Raw genomic sequence first — 17,379 nt, forward strand, 5'->3', positions numbered from 1 at the left:
ATGGCCCATTGCTGCGAAACCATGGCACGCGTCATCGATCCGGACTGTGCCGAACATGAGGACCCGAGGGAGTGCGAGGATGCGCTGGTGCTTTATCAGCCGCGCTTCGACAGCTATGCGCTTTACGCCCGTTTCGGTTCGCCCTGGTCGACCTCCATCGCCTTCTGCCCCTGGTGCGGCGACCGGAAACGCGATCTGAGCGACCTCTGGTTCGACCGGATTGAGGCAATGGGGCTGGACCCGGCAGAAGACGCCGCGCGTATCCCCGACAAGTACAAAACCGATGCATGGTGGAAGGAGGACGGGCTATGAGCCAGATCGATCCGCAACCTGTGGCCAGCCACTATATCGGCGGCCAGTATGTCGAAGACACCAAGGGCACGCTGATCCCGGTGATCTACCCCGCCACCGGCGCGACCATCGCGACCGTGCACGCGGGCACGCCCGCCATTGTCGATCAAGCGCTCGCTGCCGCCGCCGCCGCCCAGCCCGAATGGGCGGCTATGACGGGCCGGGACCGGGGCCGTATCCTGACCCGCGCCGCCCAGATCATGCGCGCGCGCAACCGCGACCTCTCGGTGCTAGAGACATGGGACACCGGCAAACCCCTGCAGGAGACGCTGGTGGCCGATGCGACCTCTGCCGCCGATGCGCTGGAATATTTCGGTGGTCTGGCAGGGACGCTGACCGGGGATCACATCCCGCTGGGGCAGGACTGGGTTTATACGATCCGCGAGGCGCTGGGCGTCTGCGTTGGCATCGGTGCCTGGAACTATCCCACCCAGATCGCCTGCTGGAAAGGCGCGCCCGCGCTGGCCTGCGGCAATACGATGGTCTTCAAACCCTCTGAAACCACACCGCTTTCCGCCCTCAAGGTGGCAGAAATCCTGACGGAGGCCGGCGCGCCGCCGGGCGTCTTCAACGTGGTGCAGGGCATGGGTGAGACCGGCGCGCAGCTGATCACCGATCCCCGCGTCGCCAAGGTCTCCCTCACGGGCTCCGCCGCGACGGGCAAAAAGGTCTATGCCGCCGCCGCCGCGCAGATGAAGCACGTCACGATGGAGCTGGGCGGCAAATCCCCCCTCATCATCTTCGACGACGCCGATATCGAAAATGCCGTGGGTGGCGCGATCCTGGGCAATTTCTATTCCTCCGGCCAGGTCTGCTCCAACGGCACCCGCGTCTTCGTGCACCAGAAGATAAAGGACCGGTTCCTCGACCGCCTCTCCGCCCGGCTTGGCACGGCCATCATCGGCGATCCGATGGACGAGGTGACGAGTTTTGGCCCCATGGTCAGCGAACGCCAGCTGGAGATCGTGGAGGGCTATATCGCCAAGGGCATCGACGAAGGCGCGCGCCTTGTCACGGGCGGCAAACGCATCGGCAATACCGGTTTCTACCTTGAACCCACCGTCTTTGCCGATGTCACAGACACAATGACCATCGCCCGGGAAGAGATCTTCGGTCCCGTCATGTCCGTGCTCGATTTCGAGGATGAAGAAGAGGTCATCAGCCGTGCCAATACCACGGAATACGGCCTCTCCGCCGGGGTGTTTACCCGCGATCTGGCCCGCGCGCACCGTGTCATCGGCAAACTTCAGGCCGGCAGCTGCTTCATCAATTCGTACAATGACGCCCCGGTGGAGGCGCCCTTCGGCGGCGTCAAGGCCTCCGGCGTGGGCCGCGAGAATGCCAGGGCCGCCATCGAACACTACAGCCAGTTGAAATCCGTCTATGTCCGCATGGGCGATGTGGAGGCCCCCTACTGATGCTTACAATCTACGGTCGCAATACCTCGTCCAACGTGCAGCTTGTCATGTGGGCGGTGAACGAGCTGGGGCTCGATCATGAACGCCTCGACTACGGCGGGGTCCATGCCAATACCCGGACAGAGGAATACCTAGCCAAGAACCCCATGGGTCTGGTCCCGGTGATGGAGGATGGCCCAGTCCGCATGTTCGAGAGCGCGGCGATCCTGCGCTACCTCGGCGCGCGCTATGGCGATGGGAATTTCTGGCCCGCCGATCCGGTGATGCGCGGTCCGATGGACACTTGGGCGGAATGGGGCAAGAACACCTTTTCGGCGGCGGTCCTGAAGGTCTTCCTGCTCTCAGTCCGGACCGCCCGGTCGAAACAGGACCCGGCCGCCATCGCAGAGGCCGGCGCGGCCGTGGCGCCGCTGGCCACCATGCTGAACGACCGGCTGTCCGCAATGGAATGGGTCGGGGGGGATCACTTCTCCTTCGCCGATATCGCCTGCGGCCATATCCTGCACCGCTACCACACGATGGAATTTGACCGGCCCGACCTGCCTGTTCTCAAAGACTATTTCGATCGTCTGCAGACCCGCGCGGCCTATCGCGAGAATGCCATGGTCGATTACGAATCCCTGAGAGCACCGGACTGATGCAGGCCGAATTCGTCATCATCGGCGCGGGCAGCGCCGGCTGTGCCATGGCCTACCGGCTGGCCGAGGCGGGCAAACGCGTGCTGGTCATCGAACATGGCGGCACCGATGCGGGCCCCTTCATCCAGATGCCCGGCGCGCTGTCCTATCCCATGAACATGAAGCGCTACGACTGGGGTCTGAAGACGGAGCCGGAGCCGCATCTGGGCGGCCGCGTCCTTGTCACCCCGCGCGGCAAGGTGATCGGCGGGTCATCCTCGATCAACGGCATGATCTACGTGCGCGGCCATGCGCGCGATTTCGACCACTGGCGCGATCAGGGCGCGGATGGCTGGGGCTATGCCGATGTGCTGCCCTATTACAAACGGGCCGAAAACTGGCATGACGGCGGCCATGGCGGCGATGCCGCATGGCGTGGCACCGATGGCCCGCTGCATGTCACACGGGGCAAGCGTGAGAACCCGCTGACGAGGGCCTTTGTGGAGGCCGGACGCCAGGCGGGCTACCCCGTCACTGGCGATTACAACGGGCAACAGCAGGAAGGCTTCGGCCCCTTCGACATGACCGTCTGGAAGGGCCAGCGCTGGTCCGCCGCCAATGCCTACCTGCGCCCCGCGCTGAAACACCCCAATTGCGAGCTGATCCGCGCCTTCGCTCGCCGTATTGTCATCGAAGAGGGCCGCGCCACCGGCGTGGAGGTCTCCCGCGGCGGCAAGGTGGAGGTCATCCGGGCCGAACGGGAGGTGATCATCGCCGCCTCGTCCCTGAACTCCCCCAAGCTCCTGATGCTCTCGGGCGTGGGCCCTGCCGCGCATCTGGCCGAACATGGCATTCCCGTCGTCGCGGATCGTCCCGGCGTCGGGCAGAACCTGCAGGACCACCTGGAGCTCTATATCCAGGCCGCCGCCTCCCAGCCCGTCACGCTCTACAAATACTGGAACCTGCTGGGCAAAGCCTATGTGGGCGCGCGCTGGCTTTTCACCCGCACCGGGCCGGGCGCGTCGAACCAGTTCGAAAGCGCGGCCTTCATCCGGTCTGCCCCCGGCGTGGATTACCCCGATATCCAGTACCATTTCCTGCCCATTGCCGTCCGCTACGACGGGCAAGCCACGCCCGAAGGCCACGGCTTTCAGGCCCATACCGGCCCGATGCGCAGCCCGTCGCGCGGGTCCGTCACCCTCCGTTCGGCCGATCCGGAGGACGCGCCGGTCATCCGCTTCAACTACATGGCGCATGAAAAGGACTGGGCCGATTTCCGGAAATGTATCCGCCTGACGCGGGAGATCTTCGCGCAGGAGGCCTTCGCGCCCTATTACAAGCACGAGATTCAGCCCGGCAAGGACTGCCAGACCGATGATGAGCTGAACGGGTTCATCCGCGAACATGTCGAAAGCGCCTACCACCCCTGCGGCACCGCCCGCATCGGGCGGCGGGACGATCCGATGGCGGTGGTCGATCCGGAGACGAAGGTGATCGGCGTCGACAATCTGCGCCTCGCCGACAGCTCCATCTTTCCGCAGATCACCAATGGCAACCTGAACGCGCCCTCCATCATGGTGGGCGAAAAGGCCGCCGATCACATCCTCGGCCGCACCCCCCTTCCGCCGGAGAATGCAGAGCCCTGGATCAACCCCAGCTGGCAGACCAGCCAGCGCTGAGCGGGGTTACATAGGGTCGAACCGGTAGCGCGTCTCGCTCCGCCAGACCTCCCCGGGCCTGAGAATGGCCTGCGGGAAATCGGGGCGGTTGGGGCTGTCGGGCCAGGCCTGCGCCTCCATCGCCAGCCCGGCCTTGGGGTGCAGCGTGGTGCCGCCATACCCGGCAGCGCCGCCCAGATGCGCCCCGTCATAGACCTGCAGCCCGGGCTCTGTCGTCTCCACCGTCAGGCGCAGCCCGCTTGCGGGGCTGTCCAGCCAGGCCACGGGGCGCAGCGGGGCAGGGGCGTCTGACAGGCAGAAATTGTGGTCATAGCCAGAGGTCCCGATCTCCCGCATCTGACGGAAATCAAAGGCGGTGCCCGCGACCTCGGCAGGCGGGCCTTCGGGGATCAGATCGGCATCGACGGCCAGATATCGATCCGCGGCGACCTTCAGACGGTGCCCGGTGATATCGTCGGACCCGTCCAGCACGAAATAACTGTGATGGGCGAAACAGCAGGGCGTGGCGCGATCCGCCACCGCCTCCGCCTCCACCACCAAGGCACCGCTGTCGAGCCGGTAAGTCACCTCCGCCGTCAAAACCCCCGGAAAGCCCATATGCCCGTCCTGCATGGTCAGGCTCAGCGTCACCGAAGCATCCGTCACCTCTCCCAATGCCCAGAGCTGCCCGCCCGCGCTCTCCGCTCCGCCGTGCAGCGTGTGCCGGTCGCGAAAGTTCGGATCGGTGTGATAGGTCACCCCGTCCAGCGTGAACCGCGCCCCGCCGATCCGGTTGGCATAGCGCCCGACCATGGCGCCTGCGTATCGCAGGGAGCCCAGGTAATCCTCCAGCCGGTCCCCGCCCAGACAGACTTGCTGGCCGCTGACCCGCAGGTCCTGCACCGTCGCGCCAAAGGTCAGGATACGCGCCTCCATCCCGCCGTCGCGCAACGTGACCACATCCACATCGCGCCCGTCGGGCAGGGTGCCAAAGACCGCCACGCTCATGACGGCACCTTCACGCGCGGCTCGGGCCGCCCCTGGATCCCGACCGCCGCCGCATAGGTCAGCCCGTCGCCCGGCTGTGGATCGGCCACCCCCTCCAGCGCCGTGGTCACATAAAGCGTCTCCAATCCGGAACCGCCGAACCCGGGGCAGGAGCTGTGCCGCCCGTCAACCTCAACCGCCCGGTCAAACGTCCCGTCCGGCAGGTAGCGCGCCACCCGGCCAGCCCCCCATTGCGCATTCCAAACGGCCCCTTCGGCATCCGTCACGGCGCCATCCGGGTTCAGCCCTTCCGAACGCAGATCAATAAACATCTCCGACGGCCCGTCCGGCCAGCCCTCCGCATCCAGCGCAACGGTCCGGATCTCCGGCCGACTGGTATCCGCGAAATAGGCCCGCCGCCCGTCCGGCGCGAAACAGATCGCATTGGGGATGGATATCTCGGGAAACACCCGCTCCACCGCGCCACCATAATACCGGTAGATCGCCCCCGCGCCGCGCTCCGCCTTCTTCCCCATCGTCCCGATCCAGAAGCCGCCCATCGGATCAGCCCGCCCGTCATTCGACCGCGTCGCCGGAGTGTCGGCCTCCAGAGCCACGATCAGCTCCTTCGCGCCGGTCCCAATCCCGAACCGGTAGAGCCCCGTCTCTGTCGCGATCAGCAGCGTCTCCCGGTCGATCCACCCGGCGGCAGAGGCATGTTCGTCCATCTCCCATGCCAGAGGACCCTCCGCAGTCCGGCTCAGCAGCCGTTTCCCGAGGATGTCAAACCAGAACAGCTCCCCGCGTTCCGGATGCCAAAAGACCCCTTCGCCCAGGTCGCAGGCGCGGTCGTCGAACACTTCCACCATGGCGCATCCCTTCGATTGGCTGACGTTGGCCATCGGCCGGGCCATCCTTGCAGAAGGCCCGGCCGGTTTTCGTCTGCGTCCTGCGCTCAGCTCTCTTGCAGATCGGCAGGCAGCAGCGCCGCCGGCAGGTTCTGGTAGGACACCGGCCGCAGGAAGCGCCGGATCCCAAGGCTGCCGACCGAGGTCGCGCCGAAATTGGTCGAGGCCGGGAAAGGCCCGCCATGCACCATGGCGTCCGCCACCTCCACACCCGTCGGGAAGCCATTGGCGAGGATCCGGCCTGCCATGCGTTCCAGCACCGGGATCAGCGGCTGGACCGCCTGGATATCGCCGTCTTCCATCTGGATCGTGGTGGTCAGCTGGCCTTCGAAGCTTTTCGCGACCGCAAGCATTTCCTCCGGGCTGTCGGTGCGTACAAGGATCGCGGCGGGGCCGAACATCTCATGCGCCAGCTCGGGTTTGGAAAGCCAGTCCTCTGCCGTCACCTCGAACACTGCCGGCACGCCGCAGCGTTTCGGCGCGGGCTTGGCCTGGGTGATCTGGCGCGCGGCCTTGGCGGTCTGCTCGACGCCTCGGGCATAGCCTTCCGCCGTGCCGCCGGTCAGCATCGGCTGGGCATCCGTGCCGTCGAGCACCGCCACGGCGGCGTCGCGGAAAGCATCGCCATCCGATCCGGCAGGCAGGACGACCACGCCCGGGTTGGTGCAGAACTGGCCCACGCCCATGGTCAGCGACCCGGCCCAGCCTTCGCCCGTCGCCGCGCCGCGCTTCGCCAGCGCTTCCGGGAAGACAAAGACCGGGTTGATCGAGCCAAGCTCGCCGAAGAAGGGGATCGGTTCGGGCCGGGACATGGCCAGATCGAACAGCGCCTTGCCGCCCCGGAACGACCCGGTAAAGCCCACGGCGCGGATCAGCGGATGCTTGACCAGCGCCTCGCCCGCCTCGTTGGTGTTCGACTGGACAAAGCCAAAGGTGCCGGCGGGCATGCCGGTTTTCTTGATGGCCGCGTCGATGGCCTGCGCCACGATCTCTCCGGTCGCCGGATGGCCCGGATGGCCCTTGTAGATCACCGGACAACCGGCGGCGAGAGCCGCCGCCGTGTCGCCGCCCGCCGTCGAAAAGGCCAGCGGGAAGTTCGACGCGCCAAAGACGCCCACCGGGCCCAGCGGACGCTGCACCAGCTTCAGGTCGGGGCGGGGCAGGGGCTGCCGGTCGGGCAGGGCCGCGTCATGGCGCACATCCAGATAGTCGCCCTTGCGGATATGGTCGGCGAACATGCGCAGCTGGCCGGTGGTCCGGCCCCGTTCGCCGTTCAGGCGCGCCTCGGGCAGCCCGGTCTCCGCCGAGCCATAGGCGGTCAGATCGGCGCCACGCGCCTCGATCTCATCAGCAATGGCCTCCAGGAATTTGGCGCGCGTCTCCCGGCTGGTCCAGCCATAGGTGGCAAAGGCCTCCTCTGCCGCTGTCACCGCCGCGTCGATCTCTGCCGCGCCGCCAGAGCAGAAGGTGGCAGGCTCGCCTGTGACGGGGTCGGAGGTAAAGGTCGCATCGCTCGCGACCCATTGGCCGGCGATCAGGTGTTTGCCGGTGAGGGGGGTGCCATCGGGCATATCGGCTCTCCTATAGAGTGGGGTCTATAAATTCGGGCGCATCCAGTCTGCGGCCCAGCGTGAAAGCATCGGCCACCAGCACCATCGGGCGCAGGTCGACCTCTGACTTACCCTCGTTTAACAGCCCCGCAAACTTGGCGTAAAGCCCGTCATATTCTCCGTGAATGCCCGGTTCGATCCAGCCTTCGCCCTGCTGCGCGCCGCCGTCGATCTCCATCACCGCACCGCCCTGGTTGAGGGTCAGGGTGCCCTGGTCGGTCTCGATGATCTGGCGCCAGAACGGGTCGCCTTCCCAAAGGAAATCGACATCCGCCGTGACCAGCGGCCCGTCCGGCCCGTCCATATGGATCAGCCCGGCGATGGGGGTCTCGCAATTCGTCGGAAAGCGCAGCTCGGCCTTGGTGACATGCACGGGGACCGGCAGGATCTCCGTCAGGATCGAAAAGGCGTTGATCGTCGGGTCGAAGATGCCAAGGCCCCCGGCCTGCCATATCCAGACCTGTCCGGGATGCCAGACGCGGACGTCTTCCTTCCAGTCGATCTTTACGGATGTGATCGTTTTGTCGGCCAGCCAGGCCTTGGCCGCAGGGACAGAGGCCGCATGCCGCGAATGCCATGTGGCAAAGAGGCTGAGGCCCTTCGCCTGGGCCAGTGCCTCCAGCGCATGCACTTCCGACAGGCTGGCCCCCGGTGGCTTTTCCAGCATCACGTGGCGGCCCGCCTCCAGCGCCGCGCGGGCGCCGGAATAGCGGACCTGCGGCGGGGTGCAGAAGCTGATCGCGGGGATATCGGGGCGCGCGGCCAGCAGCGCCTCGATCGTCTCGTAATTCTCGACCCCGTCGACCCCGCCGGAGCGGCTGACCGTCGCGGCCAGCTCGAACGCGTCGGAGGCGGCGAGGGCAGGGATATGCTGGTCGCGGGCGATCTTGCCGATGCCGACGAGCGCAATCTTAGTGGCTGTCACGGGGGACCTCCCGGCCGCGGCAGCCCTTGAGGAAGCCGAAATCGGCCCCGGTATCCGCGCCTTCGACACTGTCGTAATAGAGCTTGGTGTAGCCGCCATTGGCGGGCGGCGTCTCCAGCGGCTGCCACTTGGCCAGCCGTGCGGCGATCTCCGCCTCCGGCACGTCCAAATGGATGCGCCGCGCCTCGACGTCCAATTCGATCATGTCGCCGGTCTGCACGATGGCGAGTGGCCCGCCCGCTGCGGCCTCCGGCGAGGTATGCAGGACCACCGTGCCATAGGCCGTGCCCGACATCCGCGCGTCGGAGATACGGACCATGTCCTTGATGCCCTTCTTCAGCACCTTCGGCGGCAGGCCCATATTGCCGACCTCCGACATGCCCGGATAACCTTTGGGCCCGCAGTTCTTCAGGACCATCACGCAGGTCTCGTCGATATCCAGCGCGTCGTCGTTGATCCTGGCCTTGTAGTCGTCGATATCCTCGAACACCACGGCCCGGCCCCGGTGCTTCATCAGCGCGGGCGTGGCGGCGGAGGGTTTCAGCACCGCACCGCCGGGCGCGAGATTGCCGCGCAGCACCGCGATGCCGCCCGAAGAGGTCAGCGCCTTTTCAACCGGCAGGATCACATCCTCGTTCCAGTTGACGGCATCCTTCACCTCGTCCCAGACCGGCCCGCCGGAGACGGTGAGCGCCTCCTTGTGCAGCATCCCGGCCTCGCCCAGACGCTTTAGCACAACGGGCAGGCCGCCGGCGTAGAAGAACTCCTCCATCAGGTATTTGCCCGAGGGCATGAGGTTGACGATGGTCGGCACGTCGCGGCCCAGCCGGTCCCAGTCGTCCAGCGTCAGGTCAACCTCGACCCGGCCCGCCATGGCCAGCAGGTGCACCACCGCATTGGTCGACCCACCGATGGCGCCGTTCACGCGGATCGCATTCTCGAACGCCTCCTTCGTCATGATATCAGAGGGTTTCAGGTCGTCCTTCACCATCTGGACAATCCGCCGCCCGGTCATCTGCGCCATCACCTTGCGGCGCGCATCGACGCCGGGGATCGCGGCATTGCCCGACAGCGCCATGCCAAGCGCCTCGGCCATCGACGCCATGGTCGAGGCCGTGCCCATCGTGTTGCAGGTGCCCGACGACCGGCTCATCGCCTGTTCCGCCTCAAGGAAATCCTGCTGGGTCATCTTGCCCGCCTTGATGTCCTCGGACATCTGCCAGAGCGCGGTGCCGGAGCCGACCCGTTCGCCCCGGAACCAGCCGTTCAGCATCGGCCCGCCGGTCACCACGATGGACGGAATATCGGTGGAGGCCGCGCCCATCATCAGCGACGGCGTGGTCTTGTCGCAGCCCACCATCAGCACCGCGCCGTCGATGGGCTGGGCGCGCATGACCTCCTCCACCGCCATCGCGGCGAGGTTGCGGTACATCATCGCCGTCGGGCGGAAGGTGTTTTCGGAGGCGGAGAAGACAGGCACTTCGACCGGAAAGCCCCCGGCCTCCCACACACCCGCCTTCACCTTCTCTGCCAGCTCCCGCAGGTGGCCGTTGCAGGGGGTCAGTTCCGACCAGGTGTTCAGGATGCCGATCACCGGCCGCCCGTCGAACAGGTCATGCGGATAGCCCTGATTTTTCAGCCAGCCGCGATGGTAGATATTGTCGCGCGACGTGCCCCCATACCATTCCTGAGAGCGGAGCTTGCGAGGCCAGGGGGCCGGTGTGAAGGTCATGATGCTACCTCAGAGCGCCCGGACTTCGGTGCGCGGCTCTGGCGCGCCAAGCGGACGGAAGGACAGGGGGTTGCGCAGCGGCAGGCCAAAGGGCGCCGCCTCGATTTCAAAGACATCGCCATCCTGCGTGGTCACACCAGACGCAAAGGACAGGGTCGCCGTGCCGAACATGTGGACATGCAGATCGCCGGGCTGGCGGAAGACGTCGTATTTGAAATGGTGGTGTTCCAGGTTGGCGAAGGAATGGCTCATATTCGCCTCCCCCGACAGGAAGGGCTTTTCAAAGATCACTTCGCCGCCGCGTCTGATCCGCGACGTGCCCTCGATGCTTTCGGGCAGGTCGCCCACCAGCAGCTCCGGCCCGATGGCGGCGGGGCGCAGTTTGGAATGCGCGAGGTAGAGGTAATTGCGCCGTTCCATCACATGGTCGGAAAACTCATTGGCCAGTGCCCAGCCGATCCGGACCGGCGTGCCGTCGGATGCGATCAGGTAGATGCCCGCGATCTCCGGCTCCTCCCCGCCATCTTCGGCGAATTCGGGGGAGGCGAGGGGCGCGCCGGGCGCCGCCAGAACCGTGCCATTGCCCTTGTAGAACCATTCGGGCTGAACTCCGGCGGTGCCATTGGCGGGCTTGCCGCCCTCGACGCCCATGCGGAACATCTTCATGCTGTCGGTCTCATCGCCGGCGGCCTTCTTGTGCATCTCCGCCCGGGTGGAGGCAGAGCCGAGATGCGTCAGCCCCGTACCGGTCAGATGCAGATGCGCCGGGTCGGGATGGGTGACCGGGGGCAGCAGGCGCCCGGCGGCATAGAGCGCGTCCAGATCGACCGCCCCGTTCATCCCCAGCGTCGCAATCCGGTCGCGCAGCGGCAGTCCCTGATCGACGCAGTCCTGTGCCAGCTGGTAAAGGCTGAGGCCGGTCTTGACCTCATAGGCCTCCGTCCCGTCGCGGGCGACGATCTGCGGGGTCCCGTCTTCGCGGGCATATTGAGAGAGCAGCATCATCTCAGCCTTTCTGTTTGTTCATGACATCGAAGATCACGGCGGCCAGCAGCACGAGGCCCTTGATGACCTGCTGCCAGTCGATCCCGATCCCGAGGATCGACATGCCGTTGTTCATGACCCCCATGATGAAGGCGCCGATGACGGCCCCCACCACGGTGCCCACGCCGCCCGACATCGACGCCCCGCCGATGAAGACGGCGGCGATCACGTCCAGCTCAAACGCGATACCGGCCTTGGGGGTTGCGGTGTTCAGACGGGCGGCAAAGACCAGCCCCGCCAGCGCCGCCAGCATCCCCATATTGGCAAAGGTGATGAAGGTCAGGCGTTTGGAGTTGATACCCGACAGCATCGCGGCCTTCTCGTTCCCGCCAACCGCATAGATGCGGCGGCCAAAGGTCGTGCGGGAGGTGAGGAAGGAATAGATCGCGATCAGCAGCGCCATCACCACGAAGACATTGGGCAGGCCCCGGAAATCCGCCATCAGCCAGGACATGTAGACCAGCGCGGCAAAGATCACGGCATTGCGGCCAATGAAGAAGCCTGCGGGTTCCACCGCCGCACCTGCGGCCTTCTGACGGTTGCGGGTCCGCACCGCCAGCCACAGCAGCACCGCGGCCACGGCAACGCCCGCCACCAGCGAGAAGATATTTGGTTTGCCCGAGCCGAAGAAATCCGGAACGAAGCCCGAGGCGATCAGGCGGAAGGTCGGCGGGAAGGGGCCCACCGACTGCCCTTCGAGCAGCCAGAGCGTCAGGCCCTTGAACACAAGCATCCCCGCCAGCGTCACGATAAAGGACGGGATCCGGAAATAGGCGATCCAGAAGCCCTGCGCCGCCCCGATCATCGCCCCCGCGATCAGGCAGAGGAACCCGGCCAGCACATAGGGAATATTCCATTCCACGATCATCACGGCGGCCAAGGCGCCGATAAACCCGAGGACCGAGCCGACCGAGAGGTCGATATTGCCCGAGACGATCACCAGCAACATCCCGACCGCCATGATGACGATGTAGGAGTTCTGCAGGATCAGGTTGGTCAGGTTGACGGGCTTCAGCAGGATGCCGCCCGTGGCCACCTGGAAGAAGGCCATGATCACGACCAGCGCGATCAGGATGCCGTATTCGCGCAGGTGCCCTTTGACAAAGGCCCATCCGCCCATGGAAGGGCTGTCGTCGCGGCTGGTCTGAGAGGTGAGGGTGTCGGTCATGTCGGCGTCCCCGATCTGATGATTGTGGCCATGATCTTTTCCTGGCTGGCTTCGGCGGTGGGCATCTCTCCGACGAATTTGCCCTCGTTCATGACGTAGAGCCTGTCAGTGATGCCCAGCAGTTCCGGAAGCTCGGAGGAGATGACGATGATTGCCTTCCCCTGTTTCGCCAGGTCACGGATCACGCTGTAGATTTCGAATTTCGCGCCCACGTCGATGCCGCGCGTCGGCTCGTCGAGGATCAGGATGTCAGGATCGGCAAACAGCCATTTCGACAGCACGACCTTCTGCTGGTTGCCGCCCGAGAGGTTCACGGTCAGCTGTTCGATCGACGATGATTTGATCGCCAGCCGGTCACGATACATCGTCGCGACCTCTGCCTCCTTATGCGGATCGACCACGCCGTTCTTGGCAATCGCCTCAAGATTGGCGAGCGGCACGTTGCGACGGATCGTATCGTCCAGCACGAGGCCATAGGTCTTGCGGTCCTCGGTGGCATAGGCAATGCCCGCATTGATCGCCTGTTCAACGGTTTTCAGCTGGACGGGCTGGCCATTGACCAGAACCTCGCCCGAAATATCGCGGCCGTAGCTGCCGCCGAAAAGGCTCATCGCCAGTTCGGTCCGGCCCGCGCCCATCAGGCCCGCGATGCCCAGCACCTCGCCCCGCCGCGCAACGAAGGAGACGTCGTTGACCACCTTGCGCTCTGCATGCAGCGGGTGGTGCACGGTCCAGTTCTTCACCTCCAGCGCGGTCTCGCCGGGGGTCACCACGCCCTTGGGCGGGTAGCGGTCTTCCAGCGACCGGCCGACCATATTGCGGATGATCTCATCCTCGTCGACGCCGTCCTTGCAGTCCATCCGAGCCACGGCGGACCCGTCGCGGATGACCGTGATCGTATCGGCCACGCGGGAGATCTCGTTCAGCTTGTGCGAAATGAGGATCGAGGTGAGCCCCATCTTTCGGAATTCCATCAGCAGATCGAGCAGCTTGGCGCTGTCTTCCTCGTTCAGCGAGGAGGTCGGCTCGTCAAGGATCAGCAGGCGCACGTTCTTCGACAGCGCCTTGGCGATCTCCACCAGCTGCTGCTTGCCGAGGCCCAGGTCATCGACCTTGACCTCCGGGTTTTCATGCAGGCCCACACGTTCCAGCAGCTCACCGGCGCGGTTGTGGGTCTCCTGCCAGTCGATGATGCCGTTCTTCGCGCGTTCATTGCCGAGGAAGATGTTTTCCGCGACCGACAGCAGCGGGATCAGCGCCAGCTCCTGATGGATGATGATGATCCCGAGGTCTTCGCTGTCGCGGATCGACCGGAATTCCCGCACTTCGCCGTCATAGGCGATATCGCCCGTATAGCTGCCGGCGGGGTAGACACCCGAAAGGACCTTCATGAGGGTGGACTTACCGGCGCCGTTTTCGCCGACGAGGGCGTGAATCTCGCCCTCTTCGACCTGCAGCGACACCTTGTCCAGCGCCTTCACACCCGGAAACTCCTTGGTGATCCCACGCATTTCCAGAATGACGGACATGGATTGGATTCCTTGCCAAAGACGCCCGCCAGCATTGCCCGGCGGGCGAGGTGGGCCGGCAGGAAGGCCGCCGGCCGGGAGGTTATTACTCGATTTCGTTCTTCTCGTAATAGCCGGAGCCGACAAGAATCTCTTCCCAGTTGGCAGCCGTGACGGGCAGCGGCTCCAGCAGGTAGGAAGGAACGACCTTCACACCGTTGTCATAAGTCTCGGTGTCGTTGATCTCCGGCTCGCCACCCGCCAGCAGCGCATCGACCATGCCCACGGTCACGCGGGCCAGTTCCCGGGTGTCCTTGAAGATCGTCGAATACTGATCGCCACGCAGGATCGCCTTGACCGAAGGCACTTCGGCGTCCTGACCCGACACGATCGGCATCGCCAGATCGCCGGAGCCATAGCCCACACCCTGCAGGGAGGAGATGATGCCGATGGAGAGCCCGTCATAGGGCGACAGAACGCCGTGCACCTGCTTGTCCGTGTAGTTTGCAGACAGGAGGTTATCCATTCGCGCCTGCGCCACGGAGCCATCCCAGCGGAGCGTACCGACCGTATCCATGCCCATCTGACCCGAGGGGATCACGATATCGCCGGATTCGATCATCGGTTCCAGCACGGACATGGCGCCGTTGTAGAAGAAATACGCGTTGTTATCGTCCGGCGAGCCGCCGAAGAGTTCGACGTTCCACGGCTTCTGATCCGGGAACCGCTCTTTCAGACCGTCCACGATGGTGGTGGCCTGCTGCACGCCAACTTTGAAGTTGTCGAAAGTGGCGTAATAGCTCACATCGCCGGAATCGCGGATCAGGCGGTCATAGGCCACGACCTTGATATCGGCGGCGGCGGCATTGGCCAGCGCGGAGGTCAGCGTGGTGCCGTCGATGGCCGCGATGACCAGAACGTTCACGCCCTTGGTGATCATATTCTCGATCTGGGCCAGCTGGTTCGGGATATCGTCCTCGGCATACTGGAGGTCGGTCTCATAGCCGGCCTCTTCGAACTGCTTGACCATGTTATTGCCGTCGTCGATCCAGCGTGCGGACGACTTGGTGGGCATGGCGATGCCGACATAACCCTTGTCCTGCGCGAAAGCGGGTGAGGCGATGACAAGCGCAAGCGCGGTCGCGCCCAGGGCGCGTCTGGTGAAATTCATGATGTCCTCCCTTTGACGCCCGGGGCTTTGTTTGCGGGGCGCCTGTTCTGCGTGCACCTGATTCCATTTTTCAGGCGTAGCCAGACCCTGCGCGCAGATGCTATACCAATCAAATCTAAAAATTTGCCAGTAGCATATCGAAAGTGATATACCTATGCGCGAAACACCACAAAACACGCTGCGCGACGACCTGATCCGCCGGGGACTGCGACTCCCGCAACTGCGCCTTCTCGTGGCCCTGGAGGACACCGGGCAGGTATCAGCCGCTGCCGCGCAGGTGGCGATGTCCCAGCCGGCCGCATCCCGCATCCTGTCGGAGCTGGAAAAAACTGTGGGGTCAAAGCTTTGTACCCGGCACGCAAAAGGGGTTTCCCTGACGCCGGCCGGCCGGGCGCTGGCGGTCCGGGGCCGCGATGTCCTGCGCCGGCTGGATCAGGCGGGCGATGAGATTGCGGCGCTCAACTCCGGCACCCGCGGGCCGGTTCGCATTGGCGCCGTGACCGGCGCGGCGGTTGAAATGGTGCTGCCGGTCATCCGTGAACTGCGGGTCACTTATCCGGATATCGAACTGTCGGTCCTGGTCGATACCAGTGACAAACTGGGGGAGGCGCTTCTGGCGCGCGATCTCGATTTCTACATCGGGCGCGTGCCGCTGGGCCTCGACCCCCGTTTGCTGACGCTGGAAGAAATCGGGCCGGAGCCGGTGTCGCTGATTGCGCGACAGGACCACCCGCTGACCCGGGTCGAGCGGCCGGTCATCGCGGATTGCCTGGCCTTCGACTGGGTGATGCAGGACGAGGGCGGCCTGCTGCGCCGCACATCCGAAGACTATCTGCTGCGCAATGGCTTCCGCCCGCCGGAGCGCATTCTCAGCACATCCTCGCTGCTGCTGACACTGGCGATCATCTGCGAAACCAACGCTCTCGCTCCGATTGCCCGGGCGGCGGCCGATTTCTACGCCTCGCCAACGGCCTTTGGCGGGCGCATCCGCCGTCTCGATCTCGCCGAAGAGATGGAGGTCGTCTCCTATTCCCTCATCCGCCTGCGCGACCACGAGGCGCCGCCGACGGTGGACCGTGTCCACAACATGATCCGGCGCAAGATTGCCCAGCTGGACCGCTCCGGCGGGTGACCGGCTGCCGCCGCTACCTTTGCGATCGTGCCGAAAGCCAGCGTTGCCAGTCGGTCTCTGACCCGGCAAAGGCATTCAGATCCACGATCCCGTTCACACCGGGCACCACACCGGTCCCGCTATATTGCCAGAAGGTCCATCGTTCCTCCGGGTACCGCTCGGACGGGTGCGCTGTGACGGACCGCAGCCAGAAATCAAACCCGCGCAGCCGGCCCAGGTCATTCTCCCGATAGAAATCCGGCGTCGTATAGATGACGGGTGCCGTTCCGTAATGGCGCGCGACGATCTGGGCAAAGGTCTGTATCTCGGCTCTCACCACGCTGGCCTCGGGCCGCAACCGGCAGGTGGGAGAGGTATGGTTCCACTCCATGTCCAGCAACGGTGGCAGATCTCCCGCACGCCGCGGGACATTCGCAATGAACCAGTCCGCCTGTTCACGTGCGGACCGACAGAAGTAATAGAAGTGATAGGCGCCCACGGGCACGCCGGCACGCCGCGCCGGTCCGGAATTCTCGGCCAGCCCCGGGTCCAGAACATCGCCGCCCTCGGTCGCCTTCAGCCAGGCAAACCGGATACCGGCGCGACGGGCCTCGGCCCAGTCGATCCGGCCCTGATAGCGCGCGGCGTCAAGGCCATGCACGGCATACCGGTCCGGCGAAAGGCCGGACCAGTCATGCGGATCGCGATCGCCAAACCGGGCGGGAATGCCCGGCGCCCGGTATTGGGCAGGGTCCAGCGCCTGCCCGGTCACCAGCGGGCGGACGTTTGGCTCCGGCGTCCGGCCGCAGCTCGTCGCGAGACCGGCAAGCGCCAGAACGACAACAGCCAGAAGCCGGGACACCGATTTCGGATAGAATGCCATACTGCCCTCACCCTTTGCCTATCGCGGCTCAATTGCTGAACAGTGGCACTTGCCACTGACAGCGGGGTGATCTCCGATGCCGGAGACGATACCCTGCTCGTCATGTGGCTTAACAGGGTTAGCCCCTCGGCGACAGGCCGCGATCGGCAGTGAAGTGAAGAAAGAAACCGGGATACGGCGGTATTGGAGGCGAGTACCGGAATCGAACCGGTGTACACGGATTTGCAATCCAGAAAGAGCGTAAGCGAAAACAACGGCTTAAGGGTGCAAAACACCCCCTGACAAAAA

15 protein-coding genes are annotated in these 17,379 nt (G+C 64.9%); 5 read left to right on the forward strand and 10 right to left on the reverse strand.

Features of this window, described 5'->3' with window-relative positions:
- The 4 genes from ACRARG_RS15725 to betA are packed head-to-tail and all read left to right on the forward strand — an operon-like array spanning window position 1 to window position 4,065.
- Window positions 1-312 (forward strand): DUF6980 family protein, encoded by a 312-nt coding sequence (locus ACRARG_RS15725; protein WP_432690961.1) that lies wholly within the window; start codon window positions 1-3, stop codon window positions 310-312.
- Window positions 309-1,769 (forward strand): betaine-aldehyde dehydrogenase, encoded by a 1,461-nt coding sequence (gene betB, locus ACRARG_RS15730; RefSeq protein WP_432690962.1) that lies wholly within the window; start codon window positions 309-311, stop codon window positions 1,767-1,769. Before ACRARG_RS15725 ends, betB begins: the two co-directional genes overlap by 4 nt.
- Entirely contained in the window at window positions 1,769-2,407 is a 639-nt protein-coding gene (locus ACRARG_RS15735) for a glutathione S-transferase family protein (RefSeq protein ID WP_432690963.1), read from the forward strand. Before betB ends, ACRARG_RS15735 begins: the two co-directional genes overlap by 1 nt.
- Window positions 2,407-4,065, forward strand: a complete 1,659-nt coding sequence (betA, locus tag ACRARG_RS15740) for a choline dehydrogenase (RefSeq protein WP_432690964.1) — start codon at window positions 2,407-2,409, stop codon at window positions 4,063-4,065. The genes ACRARG_RS15735 and betA overlap by 1 nt, the downstream gene beginning before the upstream one ends.
- 6 nt (window positions 4,066-4,071) lie before the next feature.
- Here the strand turns inward: betA and ACRARG_RS15745 are convergent, their stop codons facing one another.
- The 9 genes from ACRARG_RS15745 to chvE form a co-directional block, all read right to left on the reverse strand.
- Window positions 4,072-5,052: an aldose epimerase family protein gene (locus ACRARG_RS15745; RefSeq protein ID WP_432690965.1), complete on the reverse strand. Its 981-nt coding sequence runs from the start codon at window positions 5,050-5,052 to the stop codon at window positions 4,072-4,074.
- On the reverse strand, window positions 5,049-5,933 hold the full coding sequence (locus ACRARG_RS15750; protein WP_432690966.1) for an SMP-30/gluconolactonase/LRE family protein: 885 nt from the start codon (window positions 5,931-5,933) through the stop codon (window positions 5,049-5,051). Before ACRARG_RS15750 ends, ACRARG_RS15745 begins: the two co-directional genes overlap by 4 nt.
- Window positions 5,934-5,986: 53 nt before the next feature.
- Entirely contained in the window at window positions 5,987-7,510 is a 1,524-nt protein-coding gene (locus tag ACRARG_RS15755; protein ID WP_432690967.1) for an aldehyde dehydrogenase (NADP(+)), read from the reverse strand.
- A 10-nt stretch (window positions 7,511-7,520) separates the two neighbouring features.
- Complete coding sequence (locus ACRARG_RS15760; protein WP_432690968.1) at window positions 7,521-8,474, reverse strand: Gfo/Idh/MocA family protein; 954 nt, start codon at window positions 8,472-8,474, stop codon at window positions 7,521-7,523.
- A complete protein-coding gene (araD, locus tag ACRARG_RS15765; RefSeq protein ID WP_432690969.1) occupies window positions 8,461-10,206 on the reverse strand; it encodes an L-arabinonate dehydratase in 1,746 nt (581 codons plus the stop codon). Before araD ends, ACRARG_RS15760 begins: the two co-directional genes overlap by 14 nt.
- 9 nt (window positions 10,207-10,215) lie before the next feature.
- Window positions 10,216-11,211, reverse strand: coding sequence for an AraD1 family protein (araD1, locus tag ACRARG_RS15770; protein ID WP_432690970.1), 996 nt, complete (start codon window positions 11,209-11,211; stop codon window positions 10,216-10,218).
- 1 nt (window position 11,212) lies between these two features.
- Window positions 11,213-12,418: a multiple monosaccharide ABC transporter permease gene (gene mmsB / locus ACRARG_RS15775; protein ID WP_432690971.1), complete on the reverse strand. Its 1,206-nt coding sequence runs from the start codon at window positions 12,416-12,418 to the stop codon at window positions 11,213-11,215.
- The gene (mmsA, locus tag ACRARG_RS15780) at window positions 12,415-13,947 is read right to left on the reverse strand and encodes a multiple monosaccharide ABC transporter ATP-binding protein (protein ID WP_432690972.1); all 1,533 of its coding nucleotides are present in this window, start codon (window positions 13,945-13,947) and stop codon (window positions 12,415-12,417) included. Before mmsA ends, mmsB begins: the two co-directional genes overlap by 4 nt.
- Window positions 13,948-14,032: 85 nt before the next feature.
- Complete coding sequence (chvE, locus tag ACRARG_RS15785; RefSeq protein WP_432690973.1) at window positions 14,033-15,097, reverse strand: multiple monosaccharide ABC transporter substrate-binding protein; 1,065 nt, start codon at window positions 15,095-15,097, stop codon at window positions 14,033-14,035.
- A 154-nt stretch (window positions 15,098-15,251) separates the two neighbouring features.
- On the opposite strand from chvE, the gene ACRARG_RS15790 reads away from it, so the two are divergent.
- Window positions 15,252-16,229 carry a LysR family transcriptional regulator gene (locus ACRARG_RS15790; protein WP_432690974.1) on the forward strand — a complete coding sequence of 326 codons (978 nt, stop codon included), beginning with the start codon at window positions 15,252-15,254 and terminating at the stop codon, window positions 16,227-16,229.
- A gap of 13 nt (window positions 16,230-16,242) precedes the next feature.
- Here the strand turns inward: ACRARG_RS15790 and ACRARG_RS15795 are convergent, their stop codons facing one another.
- Complete coding sequence (locus ACRARG_RS15795) at window positions 16,243-17,091, reverse strand: glycoside hydrolase family 25 protein (RefSeq protein ID WP_432690975.1); 849 nt, start codon at window positions 17,089-17,091, stop codon at window positions 16,243-16,245.
- Window positions 17,092-17,379: the final 288 nt, after the last annotated feature.

The organism is Pseudooceanicola profundi, from assembly GCF_050897955.1.
Classification (GTDB): domain Bacteria; phylum Pseudomonadota; class Alphaproteobacteria; order Rhodobacterales; family Rhodobacteraceae; genus Pseudooceanicola.

Excerpts from the sequence above, each read along its gene's own strand:
- betB (WP_432690962.1), top strand. The coding sequence starts at position 309 with ATGAGCCAGATCGATCCGCAACCTGTGGCCAGCCACTATATCGGCGGC.
- chvE (WP_432690973.1), bottom strand. The coding sequence starts at position 15,097 with ATGAATTTCACCAGACGCGCCCTGGGCGCGACCGCGCTTGCGCTTGTC.
- mmsB (WP_432690971.1), bottom strand. The coding sequence starts at position 12,418 with ATGACCGACACCCTCACCTCTCAGACCAGCCGCGACGACAGCCCTTCC.
- ACRARG_RS15745 (WP_432690965.1), bottom strand. The coding sequence starts at position 5,052 with ATGAGCGTGGCGGTCTTTGGCACCCTGCCCGACGGGCGCGATGTGGAT.
- araD1 (WP_432690970.1), bottom strand. The coding sequence starts at position 11,211 with ATGATGCTGCTCTCTCAATATGCCCGCGAAGACGGGACCCCGCAGATC.
- ACRARG_RS15735 (WP_432690963.1), top strand. The coding sequence starts at position 1,769 with ATGCTTACAATCTACGGTCGCAATACCTCGTCCAACGTGCAGCTTGTC.
- ACRARG_RS15790 (WP_432690974.1), top strand. The coding sequence starts at position 15,252 with ATGCGCGAAACACCACAAAACACGCTGCGCGACGACCTGATCCGCCGG.
- mmsA (WP_432690972.1), bottom strand. The coding sequence starts at position 13,947 with ATGTCCGTCATTCTGGAAATGCGTGGGATCACCAAGGAGTTTCCGGGT.
- ACRARG_RS15795 (WP_432690975.1), bottom strand. The coding sequence starts at position 17,091 with ATGGCATTCTATCCGAAATCGGTGTCCCGGCTTCTGGCTGTTGTCGTT.
- ACRARG_RS15750 (WP_432690966.1), bottom strand. The coding sequence starts at position 5,933 with ATGGCCAACGTCAGCCAATCGAAGGGATGCGCCATGGTGGAAGTGTTC.
- ACRARG_RS15725 (WP_432690961.1), top strand. The coding sequence starts at position 1 with ATGGCCCATTGCTGCGAAACCATGGCACGCGTCATCGATCCGGACTGT.
- ACRARG_RS15755 (WP_432690967.1), bottom strand. The coding sequence starts at position 7,510 with ATGCCCGATGGCACCCCCCTCACCGGCAAACACCTGATCGCCGGCCAA.
- araD (WP_432690969.1), bottom strand. The coding sequence starts at position 10,206 with ATGACCTTCACACCGGCCCCCTGGCCTCGCAAGCTCCGCTCTCAGGAA.
- betA (WP_432690964.1), top strand. The coding sequence starts at position 2,407 with ATGCAGGCCGAATTCGTCATCATCGGCGCGGGCAGCGCCGGCTGTGCC.